The organism is Vibrio sp. H11 (genome assembly GCF_004804295.1).
GTDB lineage: Bacteria > Pseudomonadota > Gammaproteobacteria > Enterobacterales > Vibrionaceae > Vibrio > Vibrio ostreae.
Genome location: NZ_SSHN01000017.1, coordinates 18606 through 31985 on the forward strand (window position 1 = coordinate 18606; position 13380 = coordinate 31985).

At 50.9% G+C, this 13380-nt stretch carries 15 protein-coding genes; 10 read left to right on the forward strand and 5 right to left on the reverse strand.

Annotated features, from left to right (window positions below; genetic code table 11):
• Positions 1-78: 78 nt before the first annotated feature.
• The 4 genes from nirB to cobA all read left to right on the forward strand — a co-directional run bounded on the left by nirB (position 79) and on the right by cobA (position 4909).
• Positions 79-2655, forward strand: a complete 2577-nt coding sequence (gene nirB / locus E6C74_RS19145) for a nitrite reductase large subunit NirB (RefSeq protein WP_136487648.1) — start codon at positions 79-81, stop codon at positions 2653-2655.
• Positions 2652-2978: a nitrite reductase small subunit NirD gene (nirD, locus tag E6C74_RS19150; protein ID WP_136487649.1), complete on the forward strand. Its 327-nt coding sequence runs from the start codon at positions 2652-2654 to the stop codon at positions 2976-2978. Before nirB ends, nirD begins: the two co-directional genes overlap by 4 nt.
• A gap of 127 nt (positions 2979-3105) precedes the next feature.
• Positions 3106-3954 (forward strand): formate/nitrite transporter family protein, encoded by an 849-nt coding sequence (locus E6C74_RS19155; protein ID WP_136487650.1) that lies wholly within the window; start codon positions 3106-3108, stop codon positions 3952-3954.
• 193 nt (positions 3955-4147) lie between these two features.
• Positions 4148-4909: a uroporphyrinogen-III C-methyltransferase gene (gene cobA / locus E6C74_RS19160; protein WP_136487651.1), complete on the forward strand. Its 762-nt coding sequence runs from the start codon at positions 4148-4150 to the stop codon at positions 4907-4909.
• 26 nt (positions 4910-4935) lie between these two features.
• Here the strand turns inward: cobA and E6C74_RS19165 are convergent, their stop codons facing one another.
• Positions 4936-5373, reverse strand: coding sequence for a DUF4174 domain-containing protein (locus E6C74_RS19165; protein WP_136487652.1), 438 nt, complete (start codon positions 5371-5373; stop codon positions 4936-4938).
• A gap of 149 nt (positions 5374-5522) precedes the next feature.
• Here E6C74_RS19165 and E6C74_RS19170 point away from each other — a divergent pair, with 149 nt between their 5' ends.
• A complete protein-coding gene (locus tag E6C74_RS19170; protein ID WP_136487653.1) occupies positions 5523-5996 on the forward strand; it encodes an NYN domain-containing protein in 474 nt (157 codons plus the stop codon).
• On the opposite strand, the gene E6C74_RS19175 is transcribed toward E6C74_RS19170, so the two are convergent.
• A complete protein-coding gene (locus E6C74_RS19175; RefSeq protein WP_136487654.1) occupies positions 5985-6188 on the reverse strand; it encodes a DUF2986 domain-containing protein in 204 nt (67 codons plus the stop codon). The genes E6C74_RS19170 and E6C74_RS19175 overlap by 12 nt on opposite strands.
• A gap of 28 nt (positions 6189-6216) precedes the next feature.
• Between E6C74_RS19175 and E6C74_RS21080 the strand changes: the two genes are divergently transcribed.
• The gene (locus E6C74_RS21080) at positions 6217-6408 is read left to right on the forward strand and encodes a hypothetical protein (protein WP_206208449.1); all 192 of its coding nucleotides are present in this window, start codon (positions 6217-6219) and stop codon (positions 6406-6408) included.
• Between the two features lie 79 nt (positions 6409-6487).
• Here E6C74_RS21080 and E6C74_RS19185 read toward each other — a convergent pair whose 3' ends face one another.
• Together E6C74_RS19185 and trxC are read right to left on the reverse strand one after the other, a co-directional pair.
• Entirely contained in the window at positions 6488-7642 is a 1155-nt protein-coding gene (locus tag E6C74_RS19185; RefSeq protein ID WP_136487655.1) for an MFS transporter, read from the reverse strand.
• 195 nt (positions 7643-7837) lie between these two features.
• Positions 7838-8272 carry a thioredoxin TrxC gene (trxC, locus tag E6C74_RS19190; RefSeq protein WP_136487656.1) on the reverse strand — a complete coding sequence of 145 codons (435 nt, stop codon included), beginning with the start codon at positions 8270-8272 and terminating at the stop codon, positions 7838-7840.
• Between the two features lie 234 nt (positions 8273-8506).
• Between trxC and E6C74_RS19195 the strand changes: the two genes are divergently transcribed.
• Entirely contained in the window at positions 8507-9601 is a 1095-nt protein-coding gene (locus tag E6C74_RS19195) for a ketoacyl-ACP synthase III (RefSeq protein ID WP_136487657.1), read from the forward strand.
• Between the two features lie 192 nt (positions 9602-9793).
• Entirely contained in the window at positions 9794-11332 is a 1539-nt protein-coding gene (gene glpK, locus E6C74_RS19200) for a glycerol kinase GlpK (RefSeq protein ID WP_136487658.1), read from the forward strand.
• Between the two features lie 137 nt (positions 11333-11469).
• On the opposite strand, the gene E6C74_RS19205 is transcribed toward glpK, so the two are convergent.
• Complete coding sequence (locus tag E6C74_RS19205) at positions 11470-11787, reverse strand: DUF496 family protein (protein ID WP_136487659.1); 318 nt, start codon at positions 11785-11787, stop codon at positions 11470-11472.
• Positions 11788-12263: 476 nt separating this feature from the next.
• Between E6C74_RS19205 and E6C74_RS19215 the strand changes: the two genes are divergently transcribed.
• Both E6C74_RS19215 and E6C74_RS19220 read left to right on the forward strand, forming a co-directional pair.
• On the forward strand, positions 12264-12902 hold the full coding sequence (locus E6C74_RS19215; protein ID WP_136487661.1) for a YceH family protein: 639 nt from the start codon (positions 12264-12266) through the stop codon (positions 12900-12902).
• Entirely contained in the window at positions 12902-13201 is a 300-nt protein-coding gene (locus E6C74_RS19220) for a GIY-YIG nuclease family protein (RefSeq protein WP_168797065.1), read from the forward strand. The genes E6C74_RS19215 and E6C74_RS19220 overlap by 1 nt, the downstream gene beginning before the upstream one ends.
• The last annotated feature ends 179 nt before the right edge of the window (positions 13202-13380 follow it).

Genomic DNA, 13380 nt, shown 5'->3' on the forward strand with positions numbered 1-13380 from the left:
GATTTACATCATTAATTCATTTTCTTTCATAAATAACAATCCGGATTAACGAATTAAGACAATTATCTGGGAATCCGTATGAGCAAATTGAAGCTGGTCATCATAGGTAATGGCATGGTAGGCCATCGCTATCTTGAAGATCTTGTGGAGAAAATGGACGCCACTCAATTAGAGGTAACTGTGTTCTGTGAAGAGCCACGCATTGCCTATGACCGAGTTCACCTATCTTCTTATTTTTCTCACCATACCGCAGAAGAGCTCTCTTTGGTCACTACGGGCTTCTATGAGAAACATGGTATCCAAGTGCATGTTGGTGAGCGCGCTGTCAATATTAACCGTGAGCAGCAGATAGTGTATTCCAGTGCGGGCCGTGAGGTTCACTATGACAAACTGGTTCTGGCGACTGGCTCGTATCCTTTTGTTCCGCTTATCAAAGGCAATGAAGGTAAAGACTGTTTTGTATACCGTACGATTGAAGATCTCAAAGCGATTGAAGCCTGCGCCAAGAAAAGCCGTAGTGGTGTTGTTATTGGCGGCGGACTGCTGGGACTGGAAGCGGCCGGCGCACTGAAAGCTTTGGGTATGCAAACTCATGTGGTCGAATTTGCTCCGGTACTGATGGCGGAGCAGTTGGATCAGCAGGGTGGCTTGCAGCTGCGCAACAAAATCGAGCGGATGGGCGTGCAGGTTCACACCAGTAAAAACACGCTGGAAATCGTTGCAGGTGGCGAAGCGGCGCGTAATACCATGGTGTTTGCAGACGGCACTTATCTTGAGGTGGATTTCATCGTCTTCTCTGCCGGTATTCGTCCGCAGGACAAGCTGGCTCGTCAGATGGGGCTCGACATTGCGCCGCGAGGTGGTATTGCGATTAATGATCGCTGCCAGACATCGGATCCCGACATTTATGCTATTGGCGAATGTGCCTCCTGGAATCAACAGTTCTTTGGCCTGGTTGCACCGGGCTACAAGATGGCAACCGTGGCGGTTGATCATCTGGCCGGCAACGACAGCAGCTTCAGCGGCGCGGATATGAGCGCCAAGCTGAAATTGCTGGGTGTTAAAGTCGGTTCGATTGGTGACGCTAACGGGCGTACACCGGGCTGTAAAAGTTACGTCTATCAGAATGAAGAGCAGGAAGTTTATAAACGCATTATCGTTTCGGAAGATGGTAAGAAACTGCTCGGTGCTGTTCTGGTCGGCGACACCGCGGACTATGGCGATCTGCTGCAACTTAAACTTAATGATATTGAATTACCCAAACATCCGGACACCTTGATTTTACCTGCCCATGCCGGAGCAGAAAAACCAGCGCTCGGCGCTGATGCGTTGCCGGACAGCGCCGTGATTTGTTCTTGTTTTGATGTCACGAAAGGCAAGATTGCCCATGCTGTCGCGCAAGGCTGCCATACCCTGGCCGCGGTCAAAGCAGAAACCGGGGCCGGGACTGGCTGCGGTGGCTGTATCCCGCTGGTGACTTCGGTGCTGAATGCTGAGCTTGCTAAGTCGGGTATCGAAGTGAAACGTGATATCTGTGAGCACTTTGCTTATTCGCGTCAGGAGCTGTTTCATCTCATTCGCATTGAAGGACTGAAAAGTTTTGCCGAGGTACTGGAAAAGCACGGCCATGGTTATGGGTGTGAAACCTGTAAACCCGCGATTGGTTCGATTCTCTCTTCTTGCTGGGGGGAGCATGTATTGTCACCGTCTCTGGTTGCTTTGCAGGATACCAATGACAACTTCCTGGGCAACATGCAAAAAGACGGCACCTATTCGGTGATACCGCGTATGGCAGGTGGTGAGGTGACACCTCAGGCTTTGGCTGCGCTGGCAAACGTCGCTGCTGAATATAATTTGTACACCAAAGTGACCGGTGCTCAGCGGATTGGTCTGTTCGGCGCGCAAAAAGATGACTTACCGGCTATCTGGCGCATACTGCTGGAGGCCGGATTTGAAACCGGTCAGGCCTATGCCAAAGCGCTGCGCATGGCAAAAACCTGTGTGGGGTCAACCTGGTGCCGCTTCGGCGTCCAAGACAGCGTTGGCCTCGGTGTACTGATTGAAAATCGTTATAAGGGTATTCGTACGCCGCATAAAATGAAATTCGGCGTGTCTGGCTGTACCCGCGAATGTGCGGAAGCGCAGGGTAAAGATCTCGGTATTATCGCGACCGATGCCGGCTGGAATATGTATGTGTGCGGAAACGGCGGGATGAAGCCGCGCCACGCCGATTTACTGGCCAGCGACCTGGATCAGGCTACGCTGCTGCGCTACATCGACCGCTTTATGATGTTCTATATCCGCACCGCAGACAAATTGCAACGTACCTCCGTATGGCTAGAAAACATGGAAGGTGGTATCGACTATCTGCGTCAGGTGATTGTCGAGGATAAATTGGGTATCAACGATCAGTTAGAAGCCGATGTCGCGCGCCTGGTGGATGAGTATCAGTGTGAGTGGCAGGCAACCCTAGACAATCCTCAGCAGCTGAAACGTTTTTCTCACTTCATTAACAGTGAGTTACGTGATGACAATGTGCTGTTTGTCACACAGCGCGATCAGCATCGTCCGGCGACGTGGGCGGAGAAACACGCCGACAGTGCAATTGCTCAGCGTGGTGACATTTTACATGTGGCTTTGGAGAATGAAGCATGAGTCAGTGGCTAAAAATTTGTGACATCAACGAGATTGTACCGGGAACCGGAGTGTGTGCGCTGGTCAATGGCGAGCAGGTTGCCCTGTTTCGTCCCGGACAAGAAAGCTGCGTGGCGGCGATTTCTAACCTGGATCCGTTTGCGAAAGCGAACGTTTTGTCCCGCGGTCTTATCGGTGAACATCAGGGCGAGCTGTGGGTTGCCAGTCCTTTGAAAAAACAGCGCTTTAATCTGCGCACAGGTCTGTGTCTGGAAGATGAGCGTTTCAGTGTGAAAACGTATCAGACGCGAGTCTGTGACGGCATGGTAGAAGTCGCACTGTAATACTACCTGGCCACCTTCTCAACAACGGGGTGGCCAGGATTGCACAGGCAAAGGATTTGTATCTCTGATCCCTTTACCTGTTCAATCTTCAATTTTTTCAATTTAACTTTTCGATGGGGATTCCTCTATGTCAGCACTGAAACCTGCAGAAATTGTTCAAACCATGGTTGATGTCGGCGAAGCAAAAATCAAAACCGGCACCCGGGATCTGATATTGCGCGGCATGATGGCCGGTATCATTTTGTCTCTGGCGGTCGTTGTTGCCATCACTACTATTACTCAAACCGGTCTGGGTATTGTCGGGGCATTGGTGTTCCCGGTCGGCTTTTGTATTCTGAGCCTGATGGGCTATGACCTGGTGACAGGCGTGTTTGGGCTGGCACCTTTAGCAAAACTGGATAACCGCCCGGGAGTCACCTGGGGACGGGTGCTGCGCTGCTGGGGCCTGGTCGGCTTGGGTAACCTGATTGGCTCTCTGATTGTTGCGGGCCTGATTGCACTCTCGCTGACCATGAACTTCAGTGTTGAGCCGAATGCGGTGGGTCAGAAATTTATCGCAGTCGCCACGGCGCGTACCATCGGGTTTGAAAATCTGGGTGCTGATGGCTGGCTCACCTGTTTTGTGCGCGGTATTTTATGTAACCTGATGGTGTGTCTGGGCGTGATTGGTAATATGACCTCTCGTTCAGTGGCGGGTAAAATTGTCGCCATGTGGCTGCCGATTTTTATCTTCTTCGCTCTGGTATTTGAACACGCTGTGGTGAATATGTTCCTGTTCCCGCTCGGTATGTTACTGGGCGCCGATTTTGGCATCGCGACCTGGCTGAATTTCAACCTGGTGCCGACTATTCTGGGTAATATGATTGGTGGTCTGCTGTTTACCTGCCTTCCTCTTTACCTGACCCACGCCAAAACCGCACCTAAGCTGGATGATGAAACTGAACATAGCGCGCAACCGGTATTGAGTGCTAAATAATCCGCTGCAGGCTCTGCGTGTGAGCACGGCCTGCTCCTCTCTGCTGCTGTTTTAGGTCGTCTTGAGGCGTTGCAGGCTAGTTTGTGGCATTGCAGTCCAATGTTTTACATCAGTTTAATTATAAAAGGTCATCAGGGTGGTGCGTCGGCATCAGTGACTTTTGATAATTGAATTTACCCGGTAGGTTTTAACGATGAGTGTGACTCAATCTTATCCGCAATCTTGTGGTTTTGTTTCTCTGGTCGGTGCCGGACCCGGTGACCCGGATTTGTTGACAGTGAAAGGACTGCGAGTTATTCAACAAGCGCAGGTTGTGGTGTATGACCGTCTGGTTTCGCAGGCCATCCTGGACTTAGCGCCGGCCCAGGCAGAGCGCATTTATGTGGGTAAGCAGCTCGATTTTCATTGTGTTCCCCAGCAGCAAATCAACCAGATTCTGGTAGATAAAGCGCGGCAAGGATTACATGTGGTGCGTCTGAAAGGCGGCGATTCATTTATTTTTGGTCGCGGTGGTGAAGAGCTGGAAGTACTGGCAGATCATCACATCGCCTATGAAGTGGTGCCTGGAATTACGGCGGCAGCGGGCGCAACGGCCTATGCCGGTATTCCGCTCACTCATCGCGAGCACGCGCAAAGTGTCCAGTTCATCACCGGGCATTTGCAACAAGATGGCTCCCCAATTAACTGGCAAGCCTTAGCGCAAAGTAATCAAACCCTGGTGTTTTATATGGGGCTCAAGCAGAGCCCGCACATCGCCGAGCAACTGATCAGCGGCGGCCTGGCGAAGGACACTCAGTGTGCGATTATAGAGAAAGGCACCACGCCACAGCAGCGGGTATTGCGAGGTGAATTAGCTCAGTTGTCTGAGTTGGCGGTTCAGGCGCAGAGCCCGGCATTAATCGTGGTTGGCAGCGTGACCGCTCTGCACGACAAACTGGCCTGGTTTGGTGAATAACCAGATATGAAAGCTGAATACGATCGCTAAATCTGACAGCGGCTGGATGAGCGAGCCATCTCCTGCCGCCGCATGGGCATAGCATCAATGGTTTGCTTGAGAGCGTCCCAGTCCGTGGTTTTTCCCCAGCGCATTTTTTCGCTGCCGTCTTTGCCAACCAAAACAGCGGTGTGCTGGCCAGGGGACACACGGTAAGCGAGCAGAATATCATTGAGGTCAAACTCATGTTTCAGCCACTCAGGCTGGCTGAAACCATCTTCAGTGATGACTATAGTGACAACGTCACGCTCTGTCAGTTCGCACTGGTGCATCAGAGTTTCTACTAAGAACTGGCGCACGTAGTGATCCTGAGTGGGGGCAAAGTAGAGCACACTGCGATGAGTCCACTGATTAGAATAAAGTGGGTAAGCCTGAGCAACAACAGGGACAATAAGCACAACAACAGCAAGTAGCGCAGATTTCATGGTTTACCTCCTGTGCTGCCGGGGCAGTGAATGGCTAAGGATTCCATGGGCTGAATGTGTTAAGGTCTTCCTTCCACACATAAGCCAGCCCTTGCTGCACGTTTTTACGCGCAGGGCACGGTTAAGTTCACTTAAAGCAGACATAAACTATGCAAACCATCGCCATTCTGGTTGACGTTCAGAACGTTTACTACACCTGCAAGTCACGTTATCAGCAGCACTTTGACTATAATCACTTTTGGCAGAGCGTGACTCGGGGACGCAAGGTTCATCAGGCCAACGCCTATGCCATAGCCTCCAACGACAGCCGCCAGCGTCAGTTTCATCACATTCTGCGTGGTATCGGTTTTGAGGTGCAGCTTAAACCTTTCATTCAGCGTTCTGACGGCAGTGCCAAAGGCGACTGGGATGTAGGGATCACACTGGATGCGATTGAACTGGCAGCCGAAGTAGACACAATCGTGCTGGTCTCCGGTGACGGGGATTTCGATATTCTGGTTAAACGTATTCAGGACAAATACGGGAAAGAAGTCGAGGTATACGGTGTGCCGGGGTTGACGGCTAAAAGTCTGATTGATGCCGCCAACCACTACGTGGCTATCGAGGGTGACTTACTGCTCTGACTGAGGCTCGGTCACTGCGCTCTCTTGCTGCTCAGGCGCTTGTGCTGCTTGCTCACCTTGTGCCTGTTCGGCTTCAAGTTTGGCGCGCTCCGCTTTGGAAATGTAGCGCGGCTTGTTGCTGTTATGCAGCTTAGCGTTCTGTTTTTTCAGTTTGGTTTTTAAAATCTGGTTAATGCGTTTTTTACGGTTCATCTCAGGCTCTGTGAGTCTAGGTGTTGAGGTGCGGAGCTTACTGGTTTTCGATGTGAAGCTCAACTGTACCGAGTGGTTATTTACTGGCGGCAATGGCGGGACAATGTTACTGCCGCATCCGCTGCTGGCCATCCGGCACTTGTTGCATGAGCGCAAACCCGTTCCAGATAACCCGCCCAGAGATCAGTCTAACCGCCGTCTCAGACAAGCGCAGAAATAACAAAGACAAGCCGCGTGGCTTGCCTTCATCTTTTTAGAGTCGTTGAGCTTTGGCTGACTTTATTCGCCGCCAAGCTGTCTTATTCTCCGGCCACCCATTGGCGCTTGGTTTTTACACTCGACATCAGCATGTATATACAAGTTGCCAGCAGGATAACGAACAGGTAACCCAGCAGACCTTGCGTATCTTGCATAAAGCTGTCGGCCAGGACCGGACCCAGTACCGACCCAATACTGTAACTAAACAGCATCACCTGAGTTGCAGAGACAATGTAGCTTGCGTCAAGCTTGTCACAGCCGAGGTTAATCGCAATCGGATAGATAGCAAAAGTTGCCATGCCGAGCAGGAATAAACCCATCGCTAACATGTCTGCGCCCGGATTGATCAGTGGTAAAACCGTAGCACCGGCACCGACTAAGCTGAACAAAGCCATCAGTAATTTACGTCCCATGAATTTTGACATCCATGGCACCATTGGCTGGACTGCCATTGCACCCAGAATGATCAACGCCATTAATGTGCCAATATGGCTATGGCTGATACCACGTTTTGCCAACTCGACCGGCATCAGGCCGTAAATTGCACCCAGTGTCAGGCCAGACACCAGACAGCCGATAATCGCCGCGTGGCTGAGTTTAAAAATTTGTTTCCATGACAGGCTGACACCGTGCTGTGTCTGTGGCTGATCGGTTTTACCGTAAATCAGTACCACCGATGCCATAACCAGCAGTGTGATAATGGCAAAGAAAGGAACACCACCGGAAACGCCCAGTACACCGATACCAAGCTGACCGATTGCAGTGCCGCCGTACAGAGCCGCCATGTAAATGCCCAGACGTTTGGCACGGCCAGATTCGTTACCATGCAGTAACCAGGACTCAACGACCACGAAGACGCCCGCAACGGCAACGCCGGCGACAAAGCGAGCAACAAGCCATGCTGCGGCATACGGCAACACCGGTAGCGCAACAATCGAAATAATCAGTAATGCCAGACAACCCAGGAACGCCAGACGGTGCCCGAGACGGTTAACAAACGGTTCCATAATCACCGCACCCAGCAGTAAACCTGCATAGAATACGCTGGCCATCCAGCTGGCCAGAGATGCTTCAAGCCCATAATCAGAAAGCATAAGAGGGATAAGACTCATCAGGTAGCCGGATGCTACCGCATACAGTGACAGGGCGATCACTGGTACAGAAATTCGTTGGACAGAAACAGCAGAAGTACTCACGGAGTAGCCTCGAAAATAAGCAGGAACAGGGGGATTTCGCGGCGAATATGAAACTTATGATTTGAAAGGTAAAATGAAAAATTGTGATCTTGACGATTAATAAATTTTATCAAGGAGTCATTTAGCAAAAAGGGAAGTAAAGTTGGTGTTCTCTAGCATAAAACACCAACTTTTAGCTAAATTTATAGGAATAAGTTACTTAACTAACGCTTGGTTCAGCCATTGATCAAATTGCGATTTTGGCAACGCACCGTTGATCATATCGACCCTTTGCCCCTTTTTGAACACCATGATGGTCGGGATGCTTCGGATCTGAAATTGCGCGGCTAACTGCTGCTGACTTTCGGTATCGATTTTGACAAAGCGAACCTCTCCTTTGCGCTCTTCAGCCACATCGGAAAATACCGGTGCGAAGCCAACACACGGGTTACACCAGGGAGCCCAGAAGTCGACTACGACAGGAACATCGCTGGTAAGCAGGGCGCTGAAGTTAGCGATAGTACCTTCAAGCGGAGCGCCGTCCAGCAGCGAGGCCTGGCATTTGCCGCAGCTCGGGTTTTCTGAAATACGGGTTTCTGGAACGCGGTTCATCGCATGGCATGCGGGACAGCGGGTATTAAATGTGGTCATAACTTCCTCTCAAATGTGACGCCCGGGTCACCCCGGTGATTTCGCCTTGGCAGCCAAATCGGCGTATACTTTCTTGCATTGATGCGATATGCGAACCTTATTCGATTCCGGCCGTATTGAACATTTGCCATGCTCTGACCTGCATGTGTCTTGTCATTATCGCAGTTGATGAGTCAAATGTTGGGGCAGGTCGCATGATTACAATGATAACAACAACAAAAAAACAGGATGACCATGACTAAGTTTTATGCGGACATTACTGGCTGGGGGAAATGTCTGCCCCCGGCAACGCTCTCCAATGACGACCTCAGTACCTTTCTTGATACCAATGACGAGTGGATTCGCAGTCGCACCGGCATTGAACAGCGCCGAATCAGCCATGTGAATACCTCTGAACTGGCCACCGTTGCGGCGCGCCACGCACTGGCTTGTGCCGGGCTTAATGCCGCTGACATCGATCTGATTATTGTCGCGACCTGTTCACCGGATTCGCTGATTCCTAATATCGCGTCCAAAGTACAACAGAATCTCGGCATTCGCAGTGCTGCTGCGTTTGATCTCAACGCCGCGTGTACCGGCTTTGTCTACGGCCTGGAAACCGCGACGCGGCTTATTCAGGCTGGTAATTATCAGCACGCATTAGTGATAGGCGCAGAACGTCTGTCTTTTTACCTCGACTGGACTAAACGCGATACCGCGGTGCTGTTTGGCGATGGTGCCGGTGCTGTGACGCTCAGTCGCACCGAGCAACCGGTCGGGCTACAGGATGCCAAGATTGGTTGTGATGCCGCCGGCCGCGACATTCTGGCGGTGCCTGAGTTTGGTACGGCCATGGATCGTTTTGATGAGCAGAACGGCTTCTGGGCGTTTGAGTTTGTTGGTCAGGAAATTTTTAAGCGCGCGGTGAAAGGCATGGGCGCAGCGGCCAAGAGTGTGCTGGCACAAAGCGGTCTGTCGAAAGATGATATTGATGTGGTCATTCCCCATCAGGCGAATATCCGCATTATCCAGACATTGTGCGAACTGTCGGGCATTGAACAGAGTAAAGCTTTCGTTAACATTCAGCGCTATGGTAATACGTCAGCGGCTACTGTACCGATTGCACTGTGCGAGGCATTGCAACAAGGCCGGATAAAAGCAGGCGATAATCTGCTGCTGGCTGCGTTCGGCGCAGGCCTGACCTGGGGGGCGGGTTATATCAAATGGGGCGAGCGCACGACACCGTTGGGGCTCAGTGATGGCGAGCTGCCGCCATCGGAAAAAACCGCGTTAGAACTGCTGCAGGCGGCGATTGAACATTGTCAGCACCACGCGGCTCTGCAGGTATAAATCGCACGTCTTCACTCGCTGGCTGCGGGGCCAGCGATCCTTCATTTTGATTTCATTTTATTGCTTCAGCATGACGTGAATTCAGTACCGCAATCATTTTGTCGCACCTTGATTCAGTCCAGATTGATTCAGCTGATGGGCGGAATATGGCATATGCTCAAAAGAACCGTAGCAGCAGTGTCAGGGGTGTTTATGACCAAGCCTAAATCAGCCGGACCAAACTTCATCGTCGCTCTGGATCAGGGAACAACCAGCTCCAGGGCGGTGGTACTGGATCACGATGCTAATATTGTCAGCGTCGCACAACGCCAGTTCAGCCAAATTTATCCTCACCCTGGCTGGGTTGAACATGATCCAATGGAAATCTACGCCACGCAAAGCGCAACCTTGATTGAAGCCCTGGGTAAAGCCGGGATCCGCAGCGATGATGTGGCGGCCATCGGCATCACCAATCAGCGTGAAACTACGATTGTCTGGAATAAGGAAACCGGCAAGCCAGTTTATAATGCGATTGTCTGGCAGTGTCGCCGGACCGCGGATATGTGCGCCGCGATGAAAGCTCAGCAGTTGGAAAGTGATATACGCGCTAAAACCGGCTTAGTGCTGGATCCTTATTTCTCTGCCAGCAAAATTAAATGGATTCTGGATAATGTGCCCGGGGCCCGGCATGCTGCAGAGCAGGGCAAACTGTTGTTTGGCACAGTCGATAGCTGGCTGGTGTGGAAAATGACTCAGGGCAGAGTCCATGCGACGGACTACACCAATGCCTCCCGTACCATGCTGTTCAACATTAACCAGTTGTGCTGGGACGAGTCGCTGCTTGAGTTGTTCTCCATTCCCGCCGCGATGATGCCGGAAGTGAAATCGTCATCGGCGATTTACGGCCAGACCAATATTGGTGGCAAAGGCGGAACCCGTATTCCGATTGCTGGTATTGCCGGTGATCAGCAGGCAGCGCTGTTTGGACACTTATGTGTGAACCCTGGTGATGCCAAAAATACTTACGGTACCGGCTGTTTTCTGCTGATGAATACCGGCCAGCAAAAAGTCTGCTCAGACAACGGATTACTGACCACTCTCGCGTGCGGTCCGGATGGAAAGCCGTGTTACGCGCTGGAAGGCTCCGTTTTCATGGGCGGAGCAGCAATTCAGTGGCTGCGCGATGAGCTGAAGTTACTGAGCGATGCAAAGGATTCCGAATACTTCGCCACCAAAGTGGAATCGTCTGAGGGGGTTTATGTTGTGCCCGCATTTACCGGACTGGGCGCGCCCTATTGGGACCCGTACGCGCGGGGAACCATCGTCGGATTGACGCGGGGGACGAATGCCAGTCACCTGATTCGTGCCACGCTGGAAAGTATTGCCTACCAGACCCGTGATGTACTGGATGCGATGCAGGCCGATTCTAACATGCGTCTTGCAGCGTTACGGGTCGATGGCGGCGCGGTTGCCAACAACTTTTTAATGCAATTCCAGGCGGATGTTCTCGATACCAGGGTTGAGCGGCCGGTCGAAACGGAAGTGACCGCACAGGGTGCTGCCTATCTGGCCGGATTAGCAGTCGGGTATTGGCAAAGTCTGGGAGCGTTGCAGCGTAAAGCCGCAATCGAGCGCTGCTTCGAGCCGTATCATGATGAAGCTAAGCGTCAACGGCGCTACCGTGGTTGGAAACGAGCTATCCAGTGCGCCCGCGCCTGGTCGGAATTACATCAGGATGACCAAGAACGCTAATGTATGAGCCAAAACTAACGTGTGAGCCAAAACTGATCTGTACGCCCAAATGGGCGTCTATCAGAAACGGCGTCGGTAAAATAACAAACCCGCCGGGTGGCGGGTTTGTGCAATAGATAACTTAGCTCAGGACAGGATTATTTCTTACCCTGAGTGGCCAGTTTGTCCTGCTCGGTCAGGTCGCGGATGCGACGGCTGATTTCACGGCGCTCTTTGGAGATTTCTGCACTCTTGATGATGTGGTCATCAACACGGTCTTCGTAGTCCGCTTTCATGTTTTTCACGATTTCGATGATCTCTTCCTGAGTCATGTCTGGCTTGATGTAGTCAACCAGGTTCTCAAGCAAGTCAACACGCTTACGGTTGTCACGAACTTTCTTTTCGTTATCCAACAGTTCACGCTTGAGTTTGTTTTTACGGCGAGCCAGACTCACAATTTCAAATACGCTGTTCATAGGTCCCTTTCCCTAAAATGAATTAAAGCAACTGTGGCTGATTAAAGCATAACATCCCAGCTCATAACAGCCTTTAGATCAAACATGACAACACCTTGACTAATAAATCACCACTCGATATACGGGTGGATTGTACATGCCTGAAAATACGCTATAACATGGATTCAATAATGATGAACCTATGATCGATTATGCAGCCTTCAGAGATTATTGTTCCCCCAGGCGAAGAGTCAGCCCCCAGCACGAAAGCGCAGCCTGTTCCGATAGAGCAGCGGGTAGACTCTCAACGGGCTAAACTAGGTCAAGCTTATATACGAGAACGTCACAAGCAGGAATTGACGAATATAGAATTACATCGTTCTAAAGTGATTGTGATGGATGAAAACGGGCGTATTCTGCGCATGTCCCTATCGCCTGAGCACTAAGAACGTGAGTTCGGCAGTGAGCCGTAACAATAATAATTAAGGAAAAGAACAATGAATCAAGAACTATCTCCCCTTGAAGCACGAGTTATCGGTTGCTTGATAGAAAAAGAAATAACCACGCCGGATCATTACCCGCTGACGCTCAATAGTTTAACCACGGCCTGCAATCAGAAAAGTAATCGTGAGCCTGTCTTGTCATTATCTGATGCAGAAGTACAAGATACGGTTGAAGGGTTGATCAGTCGCCGTTTAGTCAGCGATGAAAGTGGTTTTAACAGTCGTACGCCTAAGTATCAGCACCGTTTTTGTAACACTGAGTTTGGTGATTTGAAGCTGGGTGAACAAGAGCTCGGCCTGGTATGTTGCCTGTTACTGCGCGGAGCCCAGACTCCGGGCGAATTACGTACCCGAACTAACCGTCTTTGTTCTTTTTCTGATGTAAAGCAGACCGAGGCAGTGTTGGATGCCTTGGCGCAACGTGACTTGGTGGTCAAACTGCCGCGTGAACCGGGTAAACGTGAATCTCGTTACCAGCACCTGTTTTGTGGAGAAGTCGATTTAGAATCTCTGCTAAGCGCATCTGTCGCTCCAGCGGCCAACTCACAGATTGAAGCACTGGAGCAGGAAGTGGCGACACTGCGTGAAGAAGTTGCGGAATTGCGTGCTCTGGTTGAACAAGCTTTGGTCTGATGACGCTCGTGAGCAGTGAAAATTCAAGTCCGAATTGGTGGGTGTATCTGATTCGGACTTCCTCCAACGCCCTTTACTGTGGTATCACCACTGATGTGGAGCGACGCTTCAGTCAGCATGAGAAAGGGCAGGGGGCGAAAGCGTTACGGGGTAAAGGGCCATTAACCCTGGCCTGGCAATATGAACTTGGCCCATTAAAGGGCGAAGCACTGCGTCTGGAATATAAAATAAAACAGCTAACCAAAGCACAGAAAGAGCGCCTGATAATGGATGATTCCCGTTTGTCGCTGGTTTTGTGATCCCGCTGATTTTCCTGCCTTGTTGATGTCAGACACTCTGTCTATGATTAAGTTGTGTCCATATTATTGATATAACTGCTGTTTTTTTAGGGGTATTTAGGGGCTGTACTCAATGACAGTTATCTGTGCCCTCGCAAGCGGTTTTGCAAACACAGTACTGTTTCAGAAATAGGAAACAG